The sequence below is a fragment of the Citrobacter sp. RHB35-C17 genome (assembly GCF_013816795.1).
Taxonomy (GTDB): Bacteria; Pseudomonadota; Gammaproteobacteria; order Enterobacterales; family Enterobacteriaceae; genus Citrobacter_A; species Citrobacter_A amalonaticus.
The window spans coordinates 1,176,152-1,200,708 of record NZ_CP057150.1 but is presented as its reverse complement, the minus strand read 5'-3'; the positions used below and the strand labels follow the sequence as shown (position 1 = coordinate 1,200,708).

Annotated in this window: 27 protein-coding genes; 13 read left to right on the top strand and 14 right to left on the bottom strand. The window is 53.3% G+C overall.

Annotated features, from left to right (window positions below; all coding sequences use genetic code 11):
- Positions 1 to 26: 26 nt before the first annotated feature.
- Entirely contained in the window at positions 27 to 722 is a 696-nt protein-coding gene (locus HVZ37_RS05640; protein ID WP_181628186.1) for a helix-turn-helix domain-containing protein, read from the top strand.
- 36 nt (positions 723 to 758) lie between these two features.
- Here the strand turns inward: HVZ37_RS05640 and thiI are convergent, their stop codons facing one another.
- The gene (gene thiI / locus HVZ37_RS05635) at positions 759 to 2,207 is read right to left on the bottom strand and encodes a tRNA uracil 4-sulfurtransferase ThiI (protein WP_043001593.1); all 1,449 of its coding nucleotides are present in this window, start codon (positions 2,205 to 2,207) and stop codon (positions 759 to 761) included.
- A 320-nt stretch (positions 2,208 to 2,527) separates the two neighbouring features.
- Here thiI and xseB point away from each other — a divergent pair, with 320 nt between their 5' ends.
- Genes xseB through HVZ37_RS05615 form a run of 4 tightly spaced genes read left to right on the top strand, consistent with a single transcriptional unit; the run spans position 2,528 to position 6,591 of the window.
- Positions 2,528 to 2,770, top strand: coding sequence for an exodeoxyribonuclease VII small subunit (gene xseB, locus HVZ37_RS05630; RefSeq protein ID WP_042324547.1), 243 nt, complete (start codon positions 2,528 to 2,530; stop codon positions 2,768 to 2,770).
- Positions 2,771 to 3,670, top strand: a complete 900-nt coding sequence (ispA, locus tag HVZ37_RS05625) for a (2E,6E)-farnesyl diphosphate synthase (RefSeq protein WP_043001594.1) — start codon at positions 2,771 to 2,773, stop codon at positions 3,668 to 3,670.
- Between the two features lie 27 nt (positions 3,671 to 3,697).
- A complete protein-coding gene (gene dxs / locus HVZ37_RS05620; protein ID WP_043001595.1) occupies positions 3,698 to 5,560 on the top strand; it encodes a 1-deoxy-D-xylulose-5-phosphate synthase in 1,863 nt (620 codons plus the stop codon).
- A 56-nt stretch (positions 5,561 to 5,616) separates the two neighbouring features.
- Positions 5,617 to 6,591, top strand: coding sequence for an aldo/keto reductase (locus HVZ37_RS05615; RefSeq protein ID WP_043001596.1), 975 nt, complete (start codon positions 5,617 to 5,619; stop codon positions 6,589 to 6,591).
- Positions 6,592 to 6,689: 98 nt separating this feature from the next.
- On the opposite strand, the gene pgpA is transcribed toward HVZ37_RS05615, so the two are convergent.
- From pgpA to nrdR, 6 genes are all read right to left on the bottom strand, one after another.
- Positions 6,690 to 7,205 (bottom strand): phosphatidylglycerophosphatase A, encoded by a 516-nt coding sequence (gene pgpA / locus HVZ37_RS05610; RefSeq protein WP_043001597.1) that lies wholly within the window; start codon positions 7,203 to 7,205, stop codon positions 6,690 to 6,692.
- Positions 7,183 to 8,160: a thiamine-phosphate kinase gene (gene thiL, locus HVZ37_RS05605; RefSeq protein ID WP_043001598.1), complete on the bottom strand. Its 978-nt coding sequence runs from the start codon at positions 8,158 to 8,160 to the stop codon at positions 7,183 to 7,185. Before thiL ends, pgpA begins: the two co-directional genes overlap by 23 nt.
- Before the next feature lie 77 nt (positions 8,161 to 8,237).
- On the bottom strand, positions 8,238 to 8,657 hold the full coding sequence (nusB, locus tag HVZ37_RS05600; protein WP_042285962.1) for a transcription antitermination factor NusB: 420 nt from the start codon (positions 8,655 to 8,657) through the stop codon (positions 8,238 to 8,240).
- Positions 8,658 to 8,676: 19 nt separating this feature from the next.
- On the bottom strand, positions 8,677 to 9,147 hold the full coding sequence (ribE, locus tag HVZ37_RS05595) for a 6,7-dimethyl-8-ribityllumazine synthase (protein ID WP_001021161.1): 471 nt from the start codon (positions 9,145 to 9,147) through the stop codon (positions 8,677 to 8,679).
- 95 nt (positions 9,148 to 9,242) lie between these two features.
- Entirely contained in the window at positions 9,243 to 10,346 is a 1,104-nt protein-coding gene (gene ribD, locus HVZ37_RS05590; protein ID WP_043001599.1) for a bifunctional diaminohydroxyphosphoribosylaminopyrimidine deaminase/5-amino-6-(5-phosphoribosylamino)uracil reductase RibD, read from the bottom strand.
- A 3-nt stretch (positions 10,347 to 10,349) separates the two neighbouring features.
- A complete protein-coding gene (gene nrdR, locus HVZ37_RS05585) occupies positions 10,350 to 10,799 on the bottom strand; it encodes a transcriptional regulator NrdR (RefSeq protein ID WP_042324561.1) in 450 nt (149 codons plus the stop codon).
- A gap of 152 nt (positions 10,800 to 10,951) precedes the next feature.
- On the opposite strand from nrdR, the gene HVZ37_RS05580 reads away from it, so the two are divergent.
- Complete coding sequence (locus tag HVZ37_RS05580) at positions 10,952 to 11,491, top strand: DUF3251 domain-containing protein (RefSeq protein WP_043001600.1); 540 nt, start codon at positions 10,952 to 10,954, stop codon at positions 11,489 to 11,491.
- A 298-nt stretch (positions 11,492 to 11,789) separates the two neighbouring features.
- Positions 11,790 to 12,674 (top strand): nucleoside-specific channel-forming protein Tsx, encoded by an 885-nt coding sequence (locus tag HVZ37_RS05575; protein ID WP_044258980.1) that lies wholly within the window; start codon positions 11,790 to 11,792, stop codon positions 12,672 to 12,674.
- Between the two features lie 43 nt (positions 12,675 to 12,717).
- Here HVZ37_RS05575 and HVZ37_RS05570 read toward each other — a convergent pair whose 3' ends face one another.
- The 7 genes from HVZ37_RS05570 to queA form a co-directional block, all read right to left on the bottom strand.
- Positions 12,718 to 13,410, bottom strand: a complete 693-nt coding sequence (locus HVZ37_RS05570; RefSeq protein WP_125339498.1) for a YafY family protein — start codon at positions 13,408 to 13,410, stop codon at positions 12,718 to 12,720.
- A gap of 15 nt (positions 13,411 to 13,425) precedes the next feature.
- A complete protein-coding gene (locus HVZ37_RS05565) occupies positions 13,426 to 13,791 on the bottom strand; it encodes a VOC family protein (RefSeq protein ID WP_044258981.1) in 366 nt (121 codons plus the stop codon).
- 153 nt (positions 13,792 to 13,944) lie between these two features.
- Positions 13,945 to 14,916, bottom strand: a complete 972-nt coding sequence (gene secF / locus HVZ37_RS05560) for a protein translocase subunit SecF (RefSeq protein ID WP_043001604.1) — start codon at positions 14,914 to 14,916, stop codon at positions 13,945 to 13,947.
- Between the two features lie 10 nt (positions 14,917 to 14,926).
- Positions 14,927 to 16,774: a protein translocase subunit SecD gene (gene secD / locus HVZ37_RS05555; RefSeq protein WP_071888433.1), complete on the bottom strand. Its 1,848-nt coding sequence runs from the start codon at positions 16,772 to 16,774 to the stop codon at positions 14,927 to 14,929.
- A 27-nt stretch (positions 16,775 to 16,801) separates the two neighbouring features.
- Positions 16,802 to 17,134 carry a preprotein translocase subunit YajC gene (gene yajC, locus HVZ37_RS05550; protein ID WP_042324569.1) on the bottom strand — a complete coding sequence of 111 codons (333 nt, stop codon included), beginning with the start codon at positions 17,132 to 17,134 and terminating at the stop codon, positions 16,802 to 16,804.
- A 22-nt stretch (positions 17,135 to 17,156) separates the two neighbouring features.
- Positions 17,157 to 18,284 (bottom strand): tRNA guanosine(34) transglycosylase Tgt, encoded by a 1,128-nt coding sequence (tgt, locus tag HVZ37_RS05545; RefSeq protein WP_012133574.1) that lies wholly within the window; start codon positions 18,282 to 18,284, stop codon positions 17,157 to 17,159.
- A gap of 54 nt (positions 18,285 to 18,338) precedes the next feature.
- Positions 18,339 to 19,409, bottom strand: a complete 1,071-nt coding sequence (gene queA, locus HVZ37_RS05540) for a tRNA preQ1(34) S-adenosylmethionine ribosyltransferase-isomerase QueA (protein WP_044258985.1) — start codon at positions 19,407 to 19,409, stop codon at positions 18,339 to 18,341.
- Between the two features lie 92 nt (positions 19,410 to 19,501).
- Between queA and acpH the strand changes: the two genes are divergently transcribed.
- From acpH to HVZ37_RS05510, 6 genes are all read left to right on the top strand, one after another.
- The gene (gene acpH, locus HVZ37_RS05535) at positions 19,502 to 20,083 is read left to right on the top strand and encodes an ACP phosphodiesterase (RefSeq protein WP_061070472.1); all 582 of its coding nucleotides are present in this window, start codon (positions 19,502 to 19,504) and stop codon (positions 20,081 to 20,083) included.
- Between the two features lie 204 nt (positions 20,084 to 20,287).
- Positions 20,288 to 20,890, top strand: coding sequence for a peroxiredoxin (locus HVZ37_RS05530; RefSeq protein WP_043001608.1), 603 nt, complete (start codon positions 20,288 to 20,290; stop codon positions 20,888 to 20,890).
- A 460-nt stretch (positions 20,891 to 21,350) separates the two neighbouring features.
- Positions 21,351 to 21,794 (top strand): PTS sugar transporter subunit IIA, encoded by a 444-nt coding sequence (locus tag HVZ37_RS05525; RefSeq protein WP_044268241.1) that lies wholly within the window; start codon positions 21,351 to 21,353, stop codon positions 21,792 to 21,794.
- Between the two features lie 5 nt (positions 21,795 to 21,799).
- Positions 21,800 to 22,087 carry a PTS sugar transporter subunit IIB gene (locus HVZ37_RS05520; protein ID WP_004099415.1) on the top strand — a complete coding sequence of 96 codons (288 nt, stop codon included), beginning with the start codon at positions 21,800 to 21,802 and terminating at the stop codon, positions 22,085 to 22,087.
- Between the two features lie 20 nt (positions 22,088 to 22,107).
- On the top strand, positions 22,108 to 23,499 hold the full coding sequence (locus HVZ37_RS05515) for a PTS ascorbate transporter subunit IIC (protein ID WP_044258993.1): 1,392 nt from the start codon (positions 22,108 to 22,110) through the stop codon (positions 23,497 to 23,499).
- A gap of 66 nt (positions 23,500 to 23,565) precedes the next feature.
- Positions 23,566 to 24,528 carry a PfkB family carbohydrate kinase gene (locus tag HVZ37_RS05510; protein WP_043001610.1) on the top strand — a complete coding sequence of 321 codons (963 nt, stop codon included), beginning with the start codon at positions 23,566 to 23,568 and terminating at the stop codon, positions 24,526 to 24,528.
- Positions 24,529 to 24,557: the final 29 nt, after the last annotated feature.

Genomic DNA, 24,557 nt, shown 5'->3' with positions numbered 1-24,557 from the left:
GCGAAGAATCAAAAAAGAGAACGCATATGGCTGAAACATCGCAAGGGGTCAATTCGGTTGATATCGCCGTCAATATTCTGGCGTTTGTTGCCAGTCAAAACGGCCAGACACGGGCCATCGATATCGCCACGGGATGCAATTTGTCGAAAAGTCGTTTACACAAGTATCTGGTCTCACTCTGTCGAACCGGTATGCTGGGGCAAAACGAAAAAGGACTTTACTGCCTGGGGTCAACCCTTCTTCAGATGGCGGGGAATCCAACAGCAGCACGCGATCCGGTGAGTGAACTCAATACGGCGCTGATCGCGTTTCGCGATACCTATAACCACTCTACCGGCGTGGTGGTTGAGACGGACGGCGGATTAGTGCTGAAGCACTACAATCGCAGCTTCCGTAATGTAGATATCGATTTTCTACCCAACACGCCCGTTCCGCTTCACGCCAGTTCAGCGGGTCAGGTATTCATGAGTTATTCCACTTATCAGCCGCAAAACCAGGCGCAGGCACAACTGATCGAGCAGATACGCTCTCGGGGCTACGCGGTGCGTCACCATCCGACACAGGGGATCCCTGGCGCACAGTCGATTGCCTGTCCGCTACGGAATGAAAAGGGAGAGCTGGTGGCGATTGCCGTGACGATGGGGTTCTTCAGTGCAGACGACATGCCGCAGATTGCCGGGCAGTTAGTGAGAAGCGTCGAAGCGCTTCATCTGCAGGAGTAAGATTCCCCCGGCGCGGATGGCCGGGGAAAATCGCGATTACGGGCGATACACCTTCACATTCTCAAAGCCCTGTTCGCGCAGATACAGCGCCTGCAGACGACTCATCACGCCGCGCTCGCACCACAACAGCCAGGTTTTATTCTGGTCGAGATCGCCGAATTGAGTGCTCAGCTTGTAGAACGGCAGTGAAACCACATCGACACCTTCTACCTTCAGCGGCTTATCGTCCTGCTCGTCGATGGAGCGGATATCCAGAATCACGTCGTTCGGGCCAAAACCGCTGACGGTTTCAACTTCCACCACGTCCTGCTGGGTCTGCTGCGCGATGTCGCGAATATCGATATTACTGGCTTCTTCGACCACTTTGTCGAGGATGCTGAAGTCAAAGTTCTGTTCTTCCGCTTCAATCTTCGCCTTGATGGCTTTCACCGTTGGGCTTTTTGAAATCACGCCGCAGTATTCCGGCATGGTGCGGGCAAAATCTTCAGTCCCAATCTGGCGCGCCAGATTGATGATGTGCTCTTTATCGTAAGAGATCAGCGGACGCAGAATCAGCGTATCGGAGACGTTATCGATCAGACGCAGGTTGGTCAGCGTCTGGCTGGAGACCTGTCCCAGCGCTTCGCCGGTGACCAGCGCCTGCACGCCATAGCGCTCCGCCACTTTCGACGCCGCACGAACCATCATACGTTTCAGTACCACGCCCATCTGGCCGTCATCCACTTTCTCGAGGATCTCGCCGACCACCGGTTCAAAGTTGATGGCGACAAAACGCACGCGATGCGAACTGCCGAAGCGGTTCCACAGATAGTGCGCCACCTGACGAACGCCGATTTCATGGGCCGCGCCGCCGAGGTTAAAGAAACAGTAGTGAACGCGGCAGCCACGACGCATCAGCATATAGCTGGAAACGCCGGAGTCGAAGCCGCCGGAGATCAGCGACAGTACGTCTTCCTGGGTCCCGATCGGGAAACCGCCGATCCCTTCGTAACGGCCTTTGATCAGCAACAGACGATCATCTTCCACTTCCAGATGCACAGTAACGTCTGGATTGGTCAGCTTCACGCGCGCCGATTCAATATGCTGATTTAAACCGCCGCCTACGTAACGTTCCACGTCAATAGAGCTAAACTCGTGTTTACCGCGACGTTTAACGCGCACGCAGAAGGTTTTGCCTTCCAGTTGATCGCGGTACTGCACCAGCGCCTTCTCGAAAATATCGTGCATATCGGTAAACGGCACGTCTTCAACTTCGAGAATGTGGTGAATCCCCGGGATACGGGTCAGCGCGTCGCGGATCGCCAGACGCTGGTTTTCATCTTTCGCGCGAACTTCGATGTTATCCCAGTGACGGACCACGGCGAGGGTCTCATCATAGTGCTTTAAAACGTTACGAATGTTCCCGGTCAGCATTTTTATAAAGCGCAAACGCACAGATTGGCTTTTGATGGTGATTTCCGGGAACAATTTAATGATAAACTTCATGGCGGCAATGGTTCTTTAGCAAGCCAGTTACGGCTTGTCGTGGAGAAATAGTACAGCAACCCCGTTAAGCGGCTGCATCCAGGCGCGGAAGTATACCACTATCACGCGATTCCTGTGCACATTGCGCGTTATACCCTCAATAATTCAAGTTGCAGGCGGGCGGCAAAGGGGAATATCCCCTGGCGCTAAACACGTAAGCGGCTGGAGTGAGCGAATGCGGCCAACGTACATGCAGCCTGAAGTTGGGTGGGTAAATTTGATAATTGCTCTGAGTCCGTTACCATATCAGGGCTGAAAATACTGAGAGTCCGACATTTATTATGGCGAAGAAAAATGAGGCGCCGGTCAGCTTTGAAACGTCGCTGAACGAGCTGGAGCAAATTGTAACGCGTCTGGAAAGTGGCGATCTGCCGCTGGAAGAGGCGCTGAACGAATTCGAACGTGGCGTGCAGCTGGCACGTCAGGGTCAGGTGAAATTGCAACAGGCTGAACAGCGTGTGCAAATTCTGCTGTCTGACAATGAAGACGCATCCCCTACGCCTTTTACAGCGGATAACGAGTAAATGGATTTTTCGCAGCAGCTTCAGGCCTGCGTCGAGCAGGCCAACCAGGCGCTGAGCCGTTTTATTGCCCCACTGCCCTTTCAGAACACTCCCGTGGTCGAAACCATGCAGTATGGCGCATTATTAGGCGGTAAACGTCTGCGTCCGTTTCTGGTGTATGCCACCGGTCAGATGTTTGGTATCAGCCTGAACACGCTGGATGCCCCGGCAGCCGCCGTTGAGTGCATTCATGCTTACTCGCTGATCCATGACGATCTGCCTGCAATGGACGATGACGATCTGCGTCGCGGCCTGCCGACCTGTCACGTCAAGTTTGGCGAGGCCAATGCGATTCTGGCGGGTGATGCCCTGCAAACGCTGGCATTCTCGATTATCAGCGACGCCCCGATGCCGGAAGTTGCTGACCGCGATCGAATCGCAATGATTTCCGAGCTGGCGAGCGCCAGTGGCATCGCCGGAATGTGCGGTGGTCAGGCGCTGGATCTCGACGCCGAAGGTAAACAGGTGCCGCTGGAGGCGCTGGAGAAAATCCATCGTCATAAGACGGGCGCGTTGATTCGCGCCGCGGTTCGCCTGGGGGCGTTAAGTGCCGGAGAAAAAGGCAGAAATGCACTGCCAATACTCGACAAATACGCAGAAAGTATCGGTCTGGCATTCCAGGTTCAGGATGACATTCTGGATGTGGTGGGCGATACTGCAACGTTGGGTAAACGTCAGGGCGCCGATCAGCAGCTTGGCAAAAGTACCTATCCTGCACTTCTGGGCCTTGAGCAAGCCCGGAATAAAGCCCGGGATTTAATCGCAGAGGCTCGCCAGTCGCTAAACCAACTGGCCGCACAGTCACTCGATACCTCGGCACTGGAAGCGCTAGCGGACTACATAATCCAGCGTAATAAATAAACACTCTGTCTTACTTAAAGGCCTCTGATGAGTTTTGATATCGCCAAATACCCTACCCTGGCACTGGTCGACTCCACCCAGGAGTTACGACTGCTACCAAAAGAGAGTCTGCCGAAACTCTGCGACGAACTGCGCCGCTATTTACTCGACAGCGTCAGTCGTTCCAGCGGACACTTCGCCTCCGGGCTGGGCACGGTCGAGCTGACTGTGGCGCTACACTATGTCTATAACACCCCGTTTGACCAGCTCATCTGGGACGTGGGTCATCAGGCTTATCCGCACAAGATTTTGACCGGTCGTCGCGATAAAATTGGCACTATCCGCCAGAAAGGCGGCCTGCACCCGTTCCCGTGGCGCGGTGAAAGTGAATACGACGTCCTGAGCGTGGGTCACTCCTCCACCTCGATCAGCGCAGGCATCGGCGTGGCGGTTGCTGCGGAAAAAGAGGGTAAAGATCGCCGTACCGTCTGCGTGATTGGCGACGGGGCGATTACCGCCGGGATGGCATTCGAGGCGATGAACCATGCGGGCGATATCAAACCCGACATGCTGGTCATCCTCAACGATAACGAAATGTCGATATCTGAGAACGTCGGCGCGCTGAACAATCACCTCGCGCAGTTGCTCTCCGGTAAACTTTACTCTTCCCTGCGCGAAGGCGGAAAAAAAGTATTCTCTGGCGTACCGCCGATTAAAGAACTGCTCAAACGCACCGAAGAACATATTAAAGGCATGGTCGTGCCCGGCACGCTGTTTGAAGAACTGGGCTTTAACTACATCGGCCCGGTCGACGGTCACGATGTCCTGGGACTTATCACCACGCTGAAAAACATGCGCGACCTGAAAGGTCCGCAGTTCCTGCATATCATGACCAAGAAAGGTCGGGGTTATGAGCCGGCGGAAAAAGACCCCATTACTTTCCACGCCGTACCGAAATTCGATCCGTCCAGCGGTTGTCTGCCGAAAAGCAGCGGCGGTCTGCCGAGCTATTCGAAAATCTTCGGCGACTGGTTGTGCGAAACGGCGGCCAAAGACAGTAAGCTGATGGCGATCACCCCAGCCATGCGCGAAGGATCCGGCATGGTCGAATTCTCGCGTAAATTCCCGGACCGCTACTTTGACGTGGCGATTGCCGAGCAGCACGCGGTGACCTTCGCTGCCGGACTGGCGATTGGCGGTTACAAGCCGGTTGTCGCTATCTACTCAACGTTCCTGCAACGCGCATACGATCAGGTGATTCATGATGTGGCGATCCAAAAGCTACCGGTCATGTTTGCGATTGATCGTGCGGGGATTGTCGGGGCTGACGGACAAACGCACCAGGGGGCGTTCGATCTCTCCTATCTGCGCTGCATCCCGGACATGGTCATCATGACCCCGAGCGATGAAAACGAATGCCGCCAGATGCTGTTTACCGGTTATCACTACAGCGATGGCCCAACGGCGGTGCGCTATCCACGCGGAAATGCCGTCGGCGTTGAGCTGACACCGCTGGAAAAACTACCGATCGGAAAAGGCGTGGTGAAGCGTCGCGGCGAAAAGCTGGCGATCCTCAACTTCGGTACGCTGATGCCAGATGCGGCGAAAGTCGCGGAATCCCTCAACGCCACACTGGTCGACATGCGCTTTGTGAAACCGCTGGATGAAGCCCTGATCCTTGAAATGGCAGCGTGTCATGAGGTGCTGGTGACGCTGGAAGAAAACGCCATTATGGGCGGGGCCGGTAGCGGCGTGAACGAAGTGCTGATGGCGCACCGCAAACCGGTTCCTGTCCTGAATATTGGCCTGCCGGACTTCTTCATTCCGCAAGGAACTCAGGATGAAGCCCGTGCCGGGTTGGGTCTGGATGCCGCAGGCATTGAGGCGAAAATCAAGGCCTGGTTGGCATAATCACCACTTCGCTCCTGCTATGCTTACTGAATAACGAGCATAACAGGAGCGAAATAATGCAATACAACATCTTAGGAAAAACGGACCTCCGGGTTTCCCGCCTTTGTCTGGGCTGCATGACGTTCGGCGAGCCGAATCGTGGAAACCACGCCTGGACGCTTCCCGAAGAGAGCAGTCGCCCTATCATCCAGCGCGCCCTTGAGGGCGGCATCAACTTTTTCGATACCTCGAACAACTATTCAGCCGGCAGCAGTGAAGAGATTGTCGGTCGCGCACTGCGCGATTTCGCCCGTCGTGATGAGGTGGTGGTCGCCACTAAAGTGTTTAATCGGGTGGATGACCTGCCGGAAGGATTATCCCGCGCGCAAATCCTGCGTTCTATTGATGACAGTCTGAGACGGTTGGGGATGGACTACGTCGATATCCTGCAAATTCACCGTTGGGATTACAACACGCCGATTGAAGAGACGCTGGAAGCGTTAAACGATGTGGTCAAGGCCGGTAAAGCGCGTTATATCGGCGCGTCATCAATGCATGCGTCGCAGTTTGCCCAGGCGCTGGCGCTGCAAAAACAGCACGGCTGGGCGCAGTTTGTCAGTATGCAGGACCACTACAACCTCATCTACCGCGAGGAAGAACGCGAAATGCTGCCGCTGTGCTATCAGGAAGGTGTGGCGGTGATCCCGTGGAGCCCGCTGGCCCGCGGGCGTCTGACGCGTCCGTGGGGCGAAACCACGGCGCGCCTGGTTTCTGACGAAGTGGGGAAAAAGCTGTATAGCGAAAGCGACGAAAATGATGCGCAAATTGCCGCCCGGCTGGCCGGCGTGAGCGAAGAGCTTGGCGCAACGCGTGCCCAGGTGGCGCTGGCGTGGCTGTTAAGCAAACCAGGGATTGCCGCGCCGATTATCGGCTCATCGCGGGAAGAACAGCTCGATGAGTTGTTGAACGCCGTGGATCTCACGCTGAAACCCGAGCACATCGCCGAGCTGGAAACACCGTATAAACCGCATCCGATCGCCGGATTTAAATAGCCTCACATTGCCCGATGGCGCTTTGCTTATCGGGCCTACGCACACGATCCCTGGCCGGATAAGGCGTTAACGCCGTCATCCGGCACCGGCATCACCCGTCAAATAATCCCGATCGGCCAGTGATGTCCGATGAAATAGAGGATCCCCGCGGAAATCACTCCGGCGACAATATCGTCCACCATGATCCCCATCCCGCCATGTACATTGCGATCGAACCAACGGATCGGCCACGGCTTCCACATATCCAGAATACGGAAAATCACAAACCCGGCGGCGACCCACCGCCAGTCGAGGGTCGGCAGCGCCATCAGCGTGATCCACATTCCGATGAATTCATCCCAGACGATACTGCCGTGATCGTGCACGCCCATGTCTTTTGCCGTCTGATGGCAAAGATAGACGCCGATACAGATGCCCAGCATCACCACCAGTGAATAGAGTTGCCACGGCAGAAAGGTCATCAGATACCAGAAGGGAATCGCCGCCAGCGATCCCATCGTACCTGGAACAATCGGACTGAGGCCGCTACCAAACCCGGTCGCCAGTAAATGCCACGGGTTAAGCAGATTCAGGCGGCTTTTGGCGACATCTTTATGGCGTGGCAAAATGGTCATATCCTTTCCAGTCAAAAGTCACAGACGTTCCGTCACGCATGAAATGAATCCCTTCCACATCCGCGCTCATCTGCCCAATGCAGGTAAAGGCAACGCCAAGCTGTCCCATAGCCACCTCCAGCGCGCCGCGGTTCAGTTCCGGTACCGTAAAGCATAACTCATAGTCTTCACCACCGGACAACGCCCAGCGCAGCGCCTGTTCGGGCTCGACGTGACGCGTCATCGCGCCTGACCACGGCAGCGCATCGAGATCGACGCGCGCGCCACAGGCGCTGGCTTTAACAATATGCCCAAGATCGGAAATCAGTCCGTCAGAGAGATCAATCGCTGAACTGGCCAGATCGCGCAGCGCCTGGCCCTGCAAAATACGCGGCGTCGGACGCAGGTGACGTTTGAGCAAATATTCGCGGTCACCCTCATCGGCAACCTGCAAACGGTTCTGCAAAATCGCCAGACCTGCGGCGCTATCACCCGGCGTGCCGGTCACGTAAATCCAGTCGCCCGGTTTCGCCCCAGAGCGTTTCAGTGCGCGCCCGGCAGGAACAAAGCCGTGGATACCCAATGTCATCGACAGCGGCCCCCGCGTGGTGTCGCCGCCAATCAGTTGCATATCGTAATAATTCAGGAGATCAAACAGACTGTCGCTGAAGGTTTCCAGCCAGCGTTCGTCCACCTCAGGCAGGGTGATCGCCAGCGTCAGCCACGCCGGATCGGCCCCCATTGCCGCCAGATCGCTTAAGTTCACCGCCAGCGCTTTGTACGCCAGATCGGCAGGATCAATGTCGGTCAGGAAGTGGTTGCCCGCCACCAGCGTATCGGTGCTGATTGCCAGCGTCTGTTTATCAGGGATGTTCAGAAGTGCACAGTCGTCGCCAATACCGGTTTCGACGTCAAGACGAGAGCTTCTGACACGGTCAAAATAACGGGCAATCAGGGAAAATTCGCCGCATGCCATACGTTATGCCTCAGCAGAAAAAAAGAAAAAGCCGCCAGGGGAGAGGAATCGCTTCCACTTCACTGACGGCCTGGAGATTACTTTTTGTTGGGGCGAATCGCAGGCGCTGCTTTATCCAGAACGCCATTGACGAACTTGTGGCTGTCTTCCGCGCCGAACGTTTTTGCCAGTTCAATCGCTTCGTTGATGGCCACTTTATATGGCACATCACTGCGTTTTGACAGCTCGAACAGCGCAATACGCAGTACGGCTTTTTCCACCTGACCCAGCTCTTCCAGCAGACGAGACAGGTAAGGCTTCATCAGGCCATCCAGGTACGCGCTGTTAGTCGCCACCCCGGACAGCAGTTCACGGAAGTACATGACGTCAACATCTTTCACGTCCTGTTCTGCCAGGAACTGGTATTCAACATCAGCGATGTCGTTCTGGGACAACTGCCAGGAGTAGAGCGCCTGAACGGCACACTCACGAGCGCGGCGACGAGCAGCAGGTTTCACGGATTTCCCCTTACAAAAATCAGGCCTTGATGGCTTTCAATACATTAATCATTTCAAGCGCGGTCAGTGCAGCTTCCGCGCCCTTGTTGCCAGCTTTGGTGCCAGCACGTTCGATAGCTTGTTCAATGCTTTCGGTGGTCAGGACGCCAAAGGCGACCGGAATTTCGCTGTCCTGAGCGACATGCGCCAGGCCGTTGCTTGCACCGCCAGCGACATATTCGAAGTGAGCTGTGCCGCCACGAATAACCGTACCCAGTGCAATCACCGCGTCATATTTACCGGTTTTCGCCAGCGCGCCTGCTGCCAGCGGCAGTTCGTAGGCACCTGGAACCCAAACGACGGTAATGTTTTCATCTTTGACCTGACCAATACGTTTCAGGGCGTCAATCGCACCTTCCAGCAGGCTGTCATTGATAAAGTTGTTGAAACGCGCAATGGTGATGGCGACGCGAGCGTCCGGAGTAGCAACGTTAGCTTCAATAATGTTCATATTCTTCCTTCGGGTTCGATATGGCCCCGTAAGGGGGGCGGATTTTATCATAATATTCTGTGCGCTGCTTCCAATAATTCGATAATTCGAAAGCCTCACGCAGGGGTTAAATGCAGGCAAACGTCCGGGCCCACCTGGCGTATCTCATTGAATTTGAAATGGGGGGCGTCAGCCAGTTTCTCAAGCCCTGGCAACACACATAATCCCCTGGCGTCACTGCCTAACAGTTTAGGCGCAAGATAGACGATAAGCTCGTCAACCACTCCGGCCTGCAAGAGCGCACCGGCGAGCGTCGGCCCGGCCTCCACCCACAGACTGTTAATTTGCTGTTTGCCGAGCAACATCATCAGCACCACCAGATCCAGATGCCCGTTATGCTCCGGCACCAAAATCGTGCGAACCGAATCGGGCCAGACGCGTGCGTCTTCTTTGGTGCGCGCAATCCAGGTTTCTCCTGGCTGCTGTACCAGGCGGTGCTCCGGCGCTACGCGGTTCTGACTGTCTATCACAATTCGCACCGGCTGACGCACGGCATCCTGCGGATAAAGAGCTTGTGTCGCCTCGCCGAGTTCTGACCAGCGCACGGTGAGCTGCGGATCGTCCGCCAGCACCGTCGCGCTGCTGGTTAAAATGGCATGGCTTTGCGCGCGTAGACGCTGAACATCACGTCGCGCCTCGGGAGAGGTAATCCACTGACTTTCGCCGCTGGCCATCGCTGTACGGCCGTCCAGCGAAGCGCCGAGTTTCAGTTGCACATACGGAAACCCGGTGCGCATCCGTTTGAGAAAACCTTTATTTAACGCTTCGACTTCACTCATCATCAGCCCGTGGCTGACGTCAATGCCCGCCTGCTGCAAACGGTATAATCCGCGTCCCGCCACTTGTGGATTCGGGTCCTGCATCGCCGCCACCACGCGAGAAACGCCCGCGGCGATCAGCGCGTCGCAGCACGGCGGCGTGCGGCCATGATGACTACAGGGCTCAAGCGTGACGTACGCAGTGGCCCCTTTGGCCTTTTCGCCCGCCATGCGCAAGGCATGCACTTCCGCATGCGGTTCGCCCGCACGATGGTGATAACCTTCACCGACAATCTCGCCGTTATTGACGATCACGCAGCCGACGTTAGGGTTGGGATGGGTGGTAAACCGCCCGCGCTGCGCCAGCTTCAGCGCTCGCGCCATGTATAACTCATCCTGCATGGCTTAATCCTGTAGGCGAGCGATCTCTTCGCCAAATTCTTTAATATCTTCGAAGCTGCGGTAAACCGAGGCAAAGCGGATATAGGCGACTTTATCGAGTTTTTTCAATTGTTCCATCACCAGATTGCCAATCATCTTACTGGGGACTTCACGTTCGCCGGTGGCGCGCAGTTGCGACTTAATATGATTCAACGCCATTTCGACGTCATCGGAACTCACCGGACGCTTTTCCAGCGCGCGTTGCATTCCACTGCGCAGCTTTTCTTCATTAAACGGTTCGCGCACGTCGTTGCTTTTCACAACGCGTGGCATTACCAGTTCTGCCACTTCAAAGGTAGTGAAACGTTCATTACAAACCAGACACTGCCGACGGCGGCGTACAGAAGAGCCCTCGCCCACAAGACGAGAGTCAATTACCTTAGTGTCTACGGCGAAACAGAATGGGCAATGCATACGGCGTCCTGACCAGGTGGTTAACAGAAATCTATTTTAACCTGAACTGACGTGACAACAAAGGCGCAACGCTTTTGAGACAATGGATCGATGTCTTTGATCATATTACGAACTACCATTATGGTATCGCGACTATTCAGGAAATAAGAGAGATGACAAGACGTTACCTAAGAATTCTCCTGGTGGGAAGTCTCTTTAGTCTGAGCGCCTGCGCGCAACAAAGCGAAGTGCGCCAGATGCATCAAAGCGTTTCAACGCTGAATAAAGAGATGAATCAGCTTAATCAGGAAACCGTGAAGATTACTCAGCAAAACAGTCTGAACGTTAAATCCACCCGTGGTGTTTACCTGCTACCGGGCTCCAATACGCCCGCACGGCTGAACAGTCAGATAGGCACACTGCGCATGTCGCTTATCAACATTGCGCCGAATGCCGCTGGCACCCGGGTGACGCTGCGCATTCAGGGGGAATCCAACGATCCGCTGCCGGCCTTTAGCGGCACCGTTGAATATGGGCAAATTCAGGGAACTACTGACAATTATCAGGAAGTGAATGTGCAGAATCAGTTGATCAATGCCCCGGCCAGCGTGCTGGCACCGAGCGATGTGGACATCCCGCTGCAACTGAATAACCTCACCCCAGACCAGTTAGGATTTGTGCGTATCCACGACATCCAGCCTGTTACGCAATAAACCTCCTTGCGGAACGTTTTGTGCGTTCCGCAACATCCCTCCGCCTCTTTTTGTGACTCCACTGACATCCACGTCAGTTTTTGTCAACGTTGGCAATCAGCATGAAAGTCAGTACAATCGCCGCGCTAAAATACGCAAACGTGAACGCAATCGATTACGTGAATGATAGAACTGTGAAACAAGACATATTTTTGTGAGCAATGATTTCTATAATAGGCTCCCAGAAACATGAATTATTCAGAAACGCTATTTGCGCCTTTTTCACTCCCGTCAGGGATTTCAAACAGTGGCATACAATATGAAAAAAACATTACTTGCAGCCGGTGCCGTGCTCGCGCTCTCCTCGACATTCACCGCAAATGCTGCGGAAAATGACAAACCGCAGTATCTTTCAGACTGGTGGCACCAGAGCGTCAACGTCGTCGGTAGCTATCACACCCGTTTCGGACCGCAGCTCCGTAACGATACCTACCTGGAATATGAAGCTTTCGCGAAGAAAGACTGGTTTGACTTCTATGGCTACATGGATGCGCCGGTTTTCTTCGGGGGTAACACCGACGCGAAAGGGATCTGGAATCACGGTTCTCCGCTGTTTATGGAAATCGAACCGCGTTTCTCCATCGACAAACTGACTGGCACTGACCTGAGCTTCGGTCCGTTTAAAGAGTGGTACTTCGCCAATAACTACATCTACGACATGGGTCGTAACAAAGATGGCCGTCAGAGCACCTGGTACATGGGTCTGGGTACCGATATTGATACTGGCCTGCCGATGAGTTTGTCTCTGAACGTATATGCGAAATATCAGTGGCAGAACTATGGCGCCGCTAACGAAAACGAGTGGGACGGCTACCGTTTCAAAGTGAAATACTTTGTTCCGATTACCGAACTGTGGGGCGGTAACCTGAGCTATATCGGTTTCACCAACTTTGACTGGGGTTCCGATCTGGGCGACAACGACTTCTCCGATCTGAACGGCAACAAAGCGCGTACCAACGACTCCATCGCCTCCAGCCATATTCTGGCGCTGAACTACGACCACTGGCACTATTCGGTCGTAGCGCGTTACTGGCACAACGGGGGTCAGTGGAACGACGACGCAGAGCTGAACTTCGGCAAAGGTAACTTCAACGTGAAATCTACCGGCTGGGGTGGCTATCTGGTTGTCGGCTACAACTTCTGATAACATTCCTTTCCTGCAAAAGCCAGCCAGAGCGCTGGCTTTTTTATGCGTGCGTTTCGTCGCGGATCTTACGTAAAAAATCACTCAGCGATCGATCGGCACACTCGCTAAATCGCCTGTCGAGCGGCGTGATGCTTAAACAGCGATCGACACGAAAACAGCGATAGTCCTCGCGCCGTTCGCACCAGGCTACCAGCAGCCAGAACTCTCCCTGGAAAAAAATGCCTAACGGCTGCACATCCCGCCAGGTGAGCTGCCCCGCCTCATCACGATAATGTAACGCCAGCACCTGTTGCGTGCTCACCGCCCGGTGGATCATATCGAACGCGCTACGTGAATGCTGTAGCCTGCCAAAATCCGGCGCGAAAATACGTGCCTGCTCGGCTTTACGTCGGCTTTCTTCCGGTAATATCGCCAGCACCTTTTCCTGCGCCGACTCCAGTTCTCTGGAGAGCAGATCACCGCCCCAGGTGTGCAGCAGACGAATGGCGGCAATCAGCGCTTCCGATTCCCGGTGCGTTAGCATCAGCGGCGGGAGATCAAACCCCGCCATCAGCCGATAGCCGCTTCCCGCCTCCCCTTCGACCGGCACGCCGGAGAGCGAAAGGTCACGGATATCACGATAGATCGTCCGCTCTGACACCTCAAGCCGCTCCGCCAGCAGCGCTGCCGTTGTCAGCCGCCTGCCACGCAGGATCTGGACTATCTGAAATAAACGGTCAGCGCGACGGGTCATAGTTGCTCTCTGTGATTAAGCCGGTTGATGTAACCCCACACGATTGCCTTCGCTGTCAGTAAACAGCGCGATGGTACCAATCTCTTTACCGAGATCGAGCGGACCAAAAACGCAGTTGCCACCGGCACTGGCGACGCGATCCAGCGTGGCGCTGAGATCGTCCGTATGCAGATAAATAATGGCGCCCTGTAATGAAGGCGCGATGCCATCAAACTTCGCCAACGCCCCACCGGCGGCCGGTTCGTCATACGGGAAAACCGCCAGATCGGCAAAATCCATTTTTTCACGACGCAGCGACAGCCCCATGACCGGCTCATAAAACGCAATCGCGCGTTCCATATCCGTTACGGGAATTTCAAACCAGTTAATAATGCTTTTCATCGTTCCTCCTGCCTGTGTGGGTAAGTTCAGGAAGAGGATAAAACAGGGCTCCTGACAGCATAGTGTCAGGAGTGATTGCAGGACAAGAGAAAGGAAGAAAAGAAAAATCCCGATCGAATGACCGGGATTTCTGAGCGTGAACTGAAAATCGGGTTACGGCAGAATTGACGGCTGATCCGCCCCTTCTTTCTCGACTTTCTGTTGCAGCATATGCTCGCGCTTCATACCAAGTTTCAACGCCAGCGCCGATGCCACGTAAATGGACGATGCCGTACCGATGGACACCCCGATAAGCATAGTCAGCGAGAAGCCTTCCAGCACCGGACCACCAAACAGGAACAGCATCAGGATAACCATTAACGTCGTACCGGAGGTAATCAACGTACGGTGCAGCGTCTGGGTCAGTGACACGTTAAAGATTTCGTAAGGCGTCCCGCGACGAATTTTGCGGAAGTTTTCACGAATACGGTCAGACACCACGATGCTGTCGTTAAGCGAGTAACCGATAACGGACATCAGCGATGCCACGATAGTCAGGTCGATCTCGATATGGAATAACGACAGGATCCCCAGCGTAATGATGACGTCGTGCGCCAGCGCGATAACCACGCCCGCCGCCAGTCGCCATTCGAAACGGATACCAACGTAAACCAGGATGGAGATCAGCGCTGCCAGCAGCGCCATCGCACCGGTTTGCGCCAGATCGGCACCTACGCTCGGTCCGACGAATTCAATACGCTTCACCGCTGCGTTCTGGTTGGTGGATTCATTAATCACACTCAACACTTTGCTGCCCAGCACCTGGCCGCCGTTGGCCCCTTCGGTCGGCGGCATACGGACCATGATGTCGTGACTGCTGCCGAAGTTCTGTAAAAGCGGATCAACAAAGCCCGCTTTTTCCAGCGCGTCGCGCATCACGTCCATCTCAGCCGGTTTTTCCAGCGTGATTTCAATCACCGTACCACCGGTGAAATCGAGACCCCAGTTAAAGCCGCGCACACCCATCACGATGATGGCCAATACCAGCAACAGGCCTGAGATGCCGAAAGCCCAGTAGTCCCAGCGCATAAAGTCCCAGACTTTACGGCCGTGGTTCAATTGTTCAACAGTATATTCCTGTGCCACTTCGCACTCCTCAGATTGACAGCTTTTTGACGCGCTTGCCGCCATACAACAGGTTTACGATGGCACGAGTACCGACGATCGCGGTAAACATCGACGTCGCCACACCGATACCGGTAGTAATCGCGAACCCTTTAATTGCCCCGGTGCCGACAGCGTACAGGATAATGACCTTAATCAGCGTCGTAATGTTCGCATCAAAGATGGAACTGAAGGCGCCCGCATACCCTTCGTTGATCGCCTGCTGCACCGAACGTCCGTTACTCAACTCTTCTTTGATACGTTCGTTGATCAGGACGTTCGCATCGACGGCGACGGCAAGGGTTAAGACGATCCCCGCAATCCCCGGCATACTCAGCGTTGCCCCCGGCAACAGCGACATAATGCCAACAATCAGTACCAGGTTAGCAATCAACGCGCTGGTCGCAATCAGACCAAATTTCTTGTAGAACAGAATCATGAACAGGATGGACACCGCCAGACCGGCCAGACACGCTTCCAGGCCCTGCTTGATGTTCTGCATCCCCAGCGTTGGACCGATGGTCCGCTCTTCAACAATCTGAATCGGCGCAATCAGCGCACCGGCACGTAGCAGCAGAGAAAGCTGACGCGCTTCGTTCGGGTTGTTGATCCCGGTAATACGGAAGCTATTACCCAGACGAGACTGGATGTTGGCGATGTTAATCACCTCTTCCTGTTTCACCAGCACCGCGCGTCCGTTAGCGTCTTTTTTACCGCTGTCTTTGTACTCCACAAACAGGGTCGCCATCGGTTTACCGATATTGTCCTTGGTGAAGTTAGACATGATGTTGCCACCTGCGCTATCCAGCGAGATGTTTACCTGCGGTTGGTTGTATTCGTCCTGGCTTGAAGTGGAGTCAGTGATATGGTCACCGGTCAGGATAACGCGTTTGTACAGCACAACCGGCTGACCTTCACGCGTCTGTTTCACTTCGGAATCACCTGGAACACGCCCGGATGCCGCCGCAGACTGATCAACGTTGGTGTTGACCAGACGGAATTCCAGCGTCGCTGTCGCGCCAAGAATCTCTTTCGCACGCGCCGTGTCCTGAATACCCGGCAGCTCGACCACGATACGATCCGCGCCCTGGCGCTGTACCACCGGTTCGGCGACGCCCAACTGGTTCACACGGTTACGCAGGATATTGATGTTCTGTTGTACCGCGTATTCACGCGCTTCGCTCAGACGTGCATCGGTCATCACCGCGCGCAGCGCATTGCTGCCCTGACTTGAGATAACCAAATCCGGGTGACGCTTGCTGAGGTAAGCAATCGCTTTATCACGTGCGTCAGCATCACGGAAGTTGATGCTCAGGCCGTAATTGTCTTCTTTACGAACGGTAGTATACGGGATGCCTTCTGTACGCAGATCGCTGCGCAGGCTATCGATATTTTGTTCCTGCAGTTTACCCAGCGCGGTATCCATATCCACTTCCATCAGGAAGTGAACGCCGCCACGCAGGTCAAGACCGAGTTTCATCGGTTCTGCTTTGATGGCCGCCAACCAGCGCGGAGTTGCCGGAGCAAGGTTAAGCGCCACGACGTATTTATCACCCAGCACGTCCACCAGCGCTTCACGTGCACGCAGTTGGGTGTCGGTGGTGTCGAAGCGCGCAAGAATCGCGCCCTCTTCCAGTGCCACAGACTTAGCGGTAATTTTTTCTTTTTGTAACGTATTCTGGACCTGGATCAGCGTTTGCTCACTGGCGGCGACACCGCGCGCGCCAGTGATTTGAACGGCCGGATCCTCACCATACAGGTTGGGAAGCGCATACAGCAGGCCGACGACAATGACGACGATCAGCATGATGTACTTCCACAAAGGATAACGGTTTAACACGGCAGTTCCCTTAGGGAAAAGTTACTATTACAGCGCCTTCATGGTGCCTTTCGGCAGAACGGCAGCTACGAAATCACGTTTGATAACCACTTCAGTGGTATCGTTCAGTGCGATAGCGATGTAACCAGATTCTGCAACTTTGGTCACTCGGCCTACCAGGCCACCGTTAGTCAGGACTTCATCACCTTTCGCGATGGAGGCCATCAGGTTTTTATGCTCTTTAGTGCGCTTCTGCTGTGGACGCAGGATCATGAAATAGAAAATCAGACCAAACACCACCAGCATCAGAATCAGAGACATCGGGCTGCCCTGCGCCGGAGCACCTGTTGCCGCTACCGCATCAGAAATAAAAAAGCTCATTCAAATTCCCTCATTATTAAAATTAATCAACGTTCAAAGGTGGAACCGGTCGACCCTGACGTTGGTAAAAATCGGTCACGAAGCTCTCTAATTTACCCTCTTCAATAGCCTTGCGTAAACCCGCCATCAAACGCTGGTAGTAACGCAGGTTATGAATCGTATTGAGTCGCGCGCCCAATATTTCGTTGCAACGATCAAGATGATGCAAGTAGGCACGTGAATAATTGCGACAGGTGTAGCAATCACACTCAGCATCGAGTGGGCTGGTATCGCTCTTATGCTTCGCATTGCGAATTTTCACCACGCCATCGGTCACGAACAGGTGACCATTACGCGCATTGCGGGTTGGCATCACGCAGTCAAACATATCGATACCGCGACGCACGCCTTCAACCAGATCTTCAGGTTTACCGACGCCCATCAGGTACCGCGGTTTATCTGCCGGAATTTGCGGGCAAACATGCTCAAGGATGCGATGCATATCTTCCTTCGGCTCACCCACAGCCAGACCGCCGACAGCGTAGCCATCAAAGCCAATCTCTACCAGACCTTTCACAGAGATATCACGTAAATCTTCGTAAACACTGCCCTGAATGATGCCAAAAAGCGCATTTTTGTTGCCCAGACCATCAAAACGGTCGCGGCTACGCTTCGCCCAACGCAGTGACATCTCCATCGATCGTTTAGCATAGTCCCAGTCCGCCGGGTACGGCGTGCATTCGTCAAAAATCATGACAATATCGGAACCGAGATCGTACTGAATCTCCATCGACTTTTCTGGATCAAGGAAAATCGGATCGCCGTTGATCGGATTGCGGAAGTGTACGCCCTGTTCGGTGATCTTACGGATATCACCCAGGCTGAAAACCTGGAAACCGCCGGAGTCCGTCAGAATCGGGCCTTTCCACTGCATGAAATCATGCAGGTCGCCATGCAGCTTCATGATCTCCTGGCCTGGACGCAGCCAGAGATGGAAGGTATTACCAAGGATAATCTGCGCGCCAGTGGCTTCAACTTCTTCCGGCGTCATGCCTTTAACAGTGCCGTAGGTCCCCACCGGCATAAAAGCAGGCGTTTCCACAACGCCACGATCAAACACCAGGCGGCCACGGCGGGCGCGTCCGTCGGTGGTATCCAGTTCGAATTTCATTTTTTCTCCAGTACGTCAGAAAAACAGTCCAACGTGTCAACCTGCGCCGCGGATTTACTCCCCGACGCGCTCAGAAATAGCCTGCGGATTGTACGTGATAAACATCGCGTCCCCGTAGCTAAAAAAGCGATAATGTTGTTCTACCGCAGCCTTGTATGCATTCATCGTGTGCTGATAACCGGCAAATGCCGAGACCAGCATAATCAATGTCGATTCAGGCAGATGGAAGTTAGTCACCAGCGCATCAATCACTTTGTATTGATAACCTGGATAGATGAAAATTTGTGTGTCGCCAAAGAACGGTTCAATAAGCGCGTTCTTCGCCGCCTGCGCCGCGCTCTCCAGAGAACGCACTGAGGTCGTGCCAACCGCAATCACCCGGTTGCCGCGCGTTTTCGCCGCCAGCACCGCGTCCACCACCTCTTGCGGCACTTCCGCATATTCGGAGTGCATGATGTGATCTTCAATGGTGTCCACACGCACCGGCTGGAATGTCCCCGCGCCGACGTGCAGCGTTACAAACGCCATCTCGACACCTTTCTCGCGCAGTTTTTCCAGCAGCGGTTCGTCAAAGTGCAGCCCCGCGGTCGGCGCGGCAACGGCACCGGGCTTTTCGCTGTATACCGTCTGGTAAAGCTCGCGATCGGCTTCTTCATCCGGGCGCTCAATGTACGGCGGCAGCGGCATATGGCCGATGGCGTTCAGGATATCGAGCACCGTGCGCGCGTCATCAAACTCCACCTCGAACAGCGCGTCGTGGCGCGCGGTCATGGTCGCTTTGATGCTCTCATCATCGCCCAGCAGCAGCTCCGCACCCGGTTTCGGCGCCTTAGAAGCGCGAATATGTGCCAGAATACGTTTATCATCGAGCATACGTTCGACCAGCACTTCAATCTTACCGCCGCTGGCTTTACGGCCAAACAGACGCGCCGGGATCACGCGGGTATTATTAAACACCAGCAGATCGCCTGGGTTGAGCTTGTCGAGCAAATCGGTGAACGTGCCGTGCGTCAGCTCGCCCGTTGGCCCATCCAGTGACAGTAAGCGACAGCTGCTGCGCTCAGGCATGGGATAGTGAGCAATCAGGGATTCAGGTAGTTCAAAGGAGAAATCGGCGACGCGCATGACGTATACTCGTGACTTAAAAACAGGCGGCATAGTCTAGTGCTCACACCCTCTTGCTGCAACAACTAGCCGCTTCTGGAAAAATAAAACGCATGAATTTTCTCGCTCATCTGCATCTCGCTCATCTCGCTGACAGCTCTCTTTCCGGCAATTTGCTGGCCGATTTTGTGCGCGGCAACCCCGCAGAGGACTATTGCCCGGAGGTTGTCGACGGTATTTTTATGCATCGCCGCATCGATGTGCTAACCGATAACCTGCCCGAGGTAACGGAGGCCAAAACGTGGTTTCGCCCAGAAACGCGCCGTGTTGCGCCGATCACGCTCGACGTGATGTGGGATCATTTCCTGTCGCGCCACTGGTCACAGCTGTCCCCGGACATGCCGCTACCGGTGTTCGTGCGCTATGCCCATCAGCAGGTGTCGGTTATTCTGCCCGATTCGCCGCCGCGTTTTGTCAATCTGAACAACTATCTGTGGTCGGAAAAGTGGCTGGAGCGTTATCGCGATATGGATTTTATTCAGAATGTGTTGAACGGAATGGCGAGTCGCCGACCGCGTCTGGATGCGCTTCGCGATTCCTGGTATGACCTGGACAACCATTATGATGCCCTGGAAGCGCGCTTCTGGCGGTTTTATCCGCGCATGATGGAACAAGCCAGGCAGAAAACGCTCTGATACCCGTAGTTCAGTCGACCGGATAAAGCAAAGCCGCCTCCAGGCGATTTGCCCGGTGGCGCTTTCGCTTACCGGACCCCCTGAGAATATTGATAGGTAAAAGCTCACTGAACGATTGCCAGTGCCTCTTTGTCTTATTCGCCTTCACCTTCTATACTGGCCCGCGTTGCGTTCCAAAAACCCTTAACTTTGCAGGAGAATAATATGGTACTGGTGACTCGTCAGGCTCCGGATTTCACAGCAGCTGCGGTACTCGGTAGCGGTGAGATTGTTGAGAACTTCAATTTCAAACAGCACACCAACGGCAAAACGACCGTTCTGTTCTTCTGGCCAATGGATTTCACCTTCGTTTGCCCGTCTGAACTGATCGCGTTCGACAAACGTTATGAAGAATTCCAGAAGCGCGGCGTTGAAGTGGTTGGCGTTTCTTTTGACTCTGAATTCGTCCACAACGCATGGCGTAACACCCCTGTCGACAAAGGCGGCATCGGTGCAGTGAAATACGCAATGGTTGCTGACGTTAAGCGTGAAATCCAGAAAGCCTATGGCATCGAACATCCGGAAGCGGGCGTTGCGCTGCGTGGTTCTTTCCTGATCGACGCAAATGGCGTGGTTCGCCACCAGGTGGTTAACGACCTGCCGCTGGGTCGTAACATCGACGAAATGCTGCGTATGGTTGACGCGCTGCAGTTCCACGAAGAGCACGGTGAAGTTTGCCCGGCACAGTGGGAAAAAGGCAAAGAAGGTATGAACGCCTCTCCGGACGGTGTTGCAAAATACCTGACCGAAAACGTCTCCAGCCTGTAATCGGCATGAATTAACGAAAAGGCTCGCCACGGCGAGCCTTTTTTGTTTCTGACCGCCTGACCCTACCATCACGCAACACCTTTTTAACGCATCGCCATACAAATATTGATGTCATCAATGAGTAGGATCGCCCTCGAGCCTGATTTTTGCCAACTCGTTCAAACTTTGTGAAAAAAACGCCCCATTATTTGTGATAAAAATCGCATTTCTTCATTTTAAATTCAGACATTTGACTGCTTATCTTTCCTTTCCATTTCTTCCACGCCAAAAAGGTAAACTCTAACGCATTGATATAAAACAAAATAAAAAATAAAACGTTTGTCGACAAAATAACGCCAACATTCCCCTGATGTGATCGGCTTCAACATTTAAAAATCCATATGTGATCTGTCCCATAATTTTTGTTGCTATATTTGGCCATGATCATGTTCAGGAATATGAACGCATTAAGGATCGGATGATGGACATTATTTTTAACCCTGGACTGATTACGCTTAAGCAGAATATTTCCAGCCCCGAGCAGGCTATCGAACTGGCTGGCTCGTTACTGGTCCGACAAAATATTTGTCGCCCGGAATATGTCAGTGAAATGGTTAAGGTCTACCGGGATTTCGGCTCCGCTATTGTTATCGACTATGGCCTGGCGATGCCCCATGCCCGGCCAGAAAAAGGCGCATTGCTGACCGGATTTTCTTTAGTCACCAGTCAACAACCAATTGCCTTTGGCCATGAGGAATTTGATCCGGTTAACGTCATCATCGCCATTGCAGGCGCGGATGCCGATAGTCATATAAAAATGATCCAGCTGATCGCCTCATTGATTGAGTCCGATATCGTGACCTTTCTTCAGCAGGAAAATGACATTCATTCAGTATTACATTTCATCCAAAAACAAATGGAGTAGTCATTATGTTAGTTATCAGAACGGTTTGTGGTAACGGTATTGGCAGTTCATTAATGGCTGCGAATAATGTCAAAAAAATATGTGATGAATTAGGCATCAAAGCCGACGTTGCTTCCGTTGATTTCGCTAACGCTGTAGGAGAAAAAGCCGATCTTTATGTCACGATTAAAGAGCTGGCAAACCAGTTTCCTGCGCATTGTAACGTCGCCATTATTCGCAGCTACGTGCATAAAGCGAAAATTGCTGAAGATATTACCGAAGCACTTACCAAAATTGCTGCAACTCACTCTTAATCATTATTGAGGGAACGATCATGCAGGCTATTCTTAGTTTCTTATCAGAAATATTTAGCCAACCCGCATTCCTGATGGGGATTATCGCCTTTGTCGGTTTAGTGGCGCTGCGCTCTCCTGGGAATAAATTGCTCACCGGTACCTTAAAACCTATTTTAGGGTATTTAATGTTAAGCGCAGGTGCTGGCGTTATCGTTGCCAACCTGAACCCGCTTGGTGGAATTATCGAAGCCGGATTTAATATTCGCGGCGTAATCCCTAACAACGAGGCCATTGTTTCCGTCGCACAGAAGGTGCTGGGTGTGGAAACCATGAGTATTTTGCTGTTAGGTTTTATTTTTAACCTCATTATTGCTCGCTGTACCAAGTACAAATATATCTTTCTGACCGGCCACCACTCGTTCTTTCTGGCGTGCCTGTTTTCGGCGGTTCTCCAGGCCGCGGAATTCCGCGGCTGGATGTTGGTTTTAATTGGCGGATTCTTGCTCGGCTCATGGTCGGCCATTTCTCCGGCAATCGGCCAGCGTTATACCAAACAGGTGACCGAAGACGGCGGTATCGCGATGGGACACTTTGGCTCCCTGGGCTATTACATCTCAGCCTGGATCGCCACCAAAACCGGTAACCCGGCAAATTCATTCGCCGATACTGAAATCTCAGAAAAGTGGGGTTTTCTGCGCGATACCACGGTCACAACCGGGATTGTGATGTTCATTATCTACTTTGTATGCAGCGCCGTCGCTGGCACTGAATATCTCCGTACGATAACGGATCAGAACATGTTGATCTTCTCTATTCTTACCGGTCTGCAGTTTGCGGTTGGCGTCGCCATCGTCTACAACGGCGTGCGGCTGATCCTCGGCGATCTGGTTCCGGCATTCCAGGGGATTAGCCAGAAGCTGATTCCTGACTCGATCCCTGCTGTTGACTGCGCGGTCTTCTTCACCTTCAGCCCAACGGCAGTCGTCGTAGGCTTTATCAGCTCATTTGTTGGCGGTCTGGTCGGTATGCTCATGTTGGGCGGACTGGGAATGGCGCTGATTATTCCGGGCATGGTACCGCACTTCTTCTGTGGCGGGACTTCCGGGGTATTCGCCGACAAGCTTGGCGGTAAACGCGGCTGCATCATCGCCTCCTTTATCGGCGGCATATTCCTTGCTTTCCTGCCAGCCATGCTGCTTCCGGCATTGGGGAACCTGGGCTTTGAAAACAGCACCTTCGCTGACTTCGATTTCGCAGTGTGGGGAATTATTATCGGTAACGCCTTCACCCAGTTTGGTCAGATCACTATCTATCTGATTTGTCTGGCGCTTATCGTCGCGCTGCTGGTGCCATTCTGCTTCCGGTCGGTTCGCGTAGTCGGTGACACGCTCAGCTATGAGGAGCTCACTGCGGATAAGAAAAATGAATAAGCCGTTTCATTTTTCCCTGCGGGAAGGGATGTCTTCCCGCAGCTGACAAAATAATCAGGAGTTGTTATGGCTATCTTGTCCATCGGGTTTTCATGTTTTGATCAGTTTTTCTTTTTGAACGAATGGCCGCAGGAAAATACCAAAAATTTCTGCCATGACTTTATTGAAAGTGGCGGCGGCCCGGCAGCAAATGCGGCGTGGTTACTGGGATTATGGGGTGAAGATGTTTATTACATTGGCCATCTGAACCAGGACCTTTACGGTCAGCGTATTATTGATGAGTTTGCCCAAGCGGGTGTCGATACCAGTCAGGTCGTGTTCTCTGATGAAATGATCACACCGCTGGCATCGGTGCTGGTAAACCGCTTAACGGGGTCGCGGACGATAATTACCCGTAAAATGCAAACGCCACCTTCGCTGACTTATGACCAGAAGCTCAAGCTTGATGATTTGGCTGAACGGTTGATTGCGTCAGACGAGCCCGTAACGCTATTAATTGATGGTCATGAAGCCGAAATCAGTGAATATTTAATTAAGAAACTGCCATCGGCACGGGTGGTCATGGACGGCGGTTCATTACGTGACAGTAATATTAAACTAGCGGCCTGGACCGATTATTTTGTGGTCAGCGAGCATTTTGCCCGTGACTATATGGGATATCGTGCCCTGAGTACCGAGGCGGAAATTAAAGCAGCGTTAATTGAGTTAAATAAAATTTGCCGTGGGGAAGCCTTTATTACCCTTGGGGAAAAAGGCTGCGCGCTATTAAAAAATGGTATGCTGCAAATTGTGCCTGCCTGGCTGTGCAATGCCGTTGATACCACCGGCGCAGGAGATGTATTCCACGGCGCCTTTACTTACGGCGTTCATTACTCATGGCATATTGATAATATCATTTTATTTGCCAGCCTGACTGCCGCCATTTCCATAGAGAAAAAAGGTGTCCGCGAATCTATGCCGGACCTTGCCGTTGTCCACAACTCGTTAAATAGCTACGAAAGAAACTTAAAGCAATATTTTGGCGAGTAATTGCTTTTAATGAATATCAAGAGGTGATT

Excerpts from the sequence above, each read along its gene's own strand:
- HVZ37_RS05520 (WP_004099415.1), top strand. The coding sequence starts at position 21,800 with ATGTTAGTTATCAGAACGGTTTGTGGTAACGGTATTGGCAGTTCATTA.
- thiI (WP_043001593.1), bottom strand. The coding sequence starts at position 2,207 with ATGAAGTTTATCATTAAATTGTTCCCGGAAATCACCATCAAAAGCCAA.
- HVZ37_RS05570 (WP_125339498.1), bottom strand. The coding sequence starts at position 13,410 with ATGACCCGTCGCGCTGACCGTTTATTTCAGATAGTCCAGATCCTGCGT.
- ispA (WP_043001594.1), top strand. The coding sequence starts at position 2,771 with ATGGATTTTTCGCAGCAGCTTCAGGCCTGCGTCGAGCAGGCCAACCAG.
- acpH (WP_061070472.1), top strand. The coding sequence starts at position 19,502 with ATGAATTTTCTCGCTCATCTGCATCTCGCTCATCTCGCTGACAGCTCT.
- HVZ37_RS05515 (WP_044258993.1), top strand. The coding sequence starts at position 22,108 with ATGCAGGCTATTCTTAGTTTCTTATCAGAAATATTTAGCCAACCCGCA.
- thiL (WP_043001598.1), bottom strand. The coding sequence starts at position 8,160 with ATGGCATGCGGCGAATTTTCCCTGATTGCCCGTTATTTTGACCGTGTC.
- queA (WP_044258985.1), bottom strand. The coding sequence starts at position 19,409 with ATGCGCGTCGCCGATTTCTCCTTTGAACTACCTGAATCCCTGATTGCT.
- HVZ37_RS05565 (WP_044258981.1), bottom strand. The coding sequence starts at position 13,791 with ATGAAAAGCATTATTAACTGGTTTGAAATTCCCGTAACGGATATGGAA.
- xseB (WP_042324547.1), top strand. The coding sequence starts at position 2,528 with ATGGCGAAGAAAAATGAGGCGCCGGTCAGCTTTGAAACGTCGCTGAAC.
- dxs (WP_043001595.1), top strand. The coding sequence starts at position 3,698 with ATGAGTTTTGATATCGCCAAATACCCTACCCTGGCACTGGTCGACTCC.
- yajC (WP_042324569.1), bottom strand. The coding sequence starts at position 17,134 with ATGAGCTTTTTTATTTCTGATGCGGTAGCGGCAACAGGTGCTCCGGCG.
- HVZ37_RS05525 (WP_044268241.1), top strand. The coding sequence starts at position 21,351 with ATGGACATTATTTTTAACCCTGGACTGATTACGCTTAAGCAGAATATT.
- tgt (WP_012133574.1), bottom strand. The coding sequence starts at position 18,284 with ATGAAATTCGAACTGGATACCACCGACGGACGCGCCCGCCGTGGCCGC.
- ribE (WP_001021161.1), bottom strand. The coding sequence starts at position 9,147 with ATGAACATTATTGAAGCTAACGTTGCTACTCCGGACGCTCGCGTCGCC.
- nrdR (WP_042324561.1), bottom strand. The coding sequence starts at position 10,799 with ATGCATTGCCCATTCTGTTTCGCCGTAGACACTAAGGTAATTGACTCT.
- pgpA (WP_043001597.1), bottom strand. The coding sequence starts at position 7,205 with ATGACCATTTTGCCACGCCATAAAGATGTCGCCAAAAGCCGCCTGAAT.
- HVZ37_RS05615 (WP_043001596.1), top strand. The coding sequence starts at position 5,617 with ATGCAATACAACATCTTAGGAAAAACGGACCTCCGGGTTTCCCGCCTT.
- HVZ37_RS05640 (WP_181628186.1), top strand. The coding sequence starts at position 27 with ATGGCTGAAACATCGCAAGGGGTCAATTCGGTTGATATCGCCGTCAAT.
- ribD (WP_043001599.1), bottom strand. The coding sequence starts at position 10,346 with ATGCAGGATGAGTTATACATGGCGCGAGCGCTGAAGCTGGCGCAGCGC.
- HVZ37_RS05575 (WP_044258980.1), top strand. The coding sequence starts at position 11,790 with ATGAAAAAAACATTACTTGCAGCCGGTGCCGTGCTCGCGCTCTCCTCG.
- HVZ37_RS05580 (WP_043001600.1), top strand. The coding sequence starts at position 10,952 with ATGACAAGACGTTACCTAAGAATTCTCCTGGTGGGAAGTCTCTTTAGT.
- HVZ37_RS05510 (WP_043001610.1), top strand. The coding sequence starts at position 23,566 with ATGGCTATCTTGTCCATCGGGTTTTCATGTTTTGATCAGTTTTTCTTT.
- HVZ37_RS05530 (WP_043001608.1), top strand. The coding sequence starts at position 20,288 with ATGGTACTGGTGACTCGTCAGGCTCCGGATTTCACAGCAGCTGCGGTA.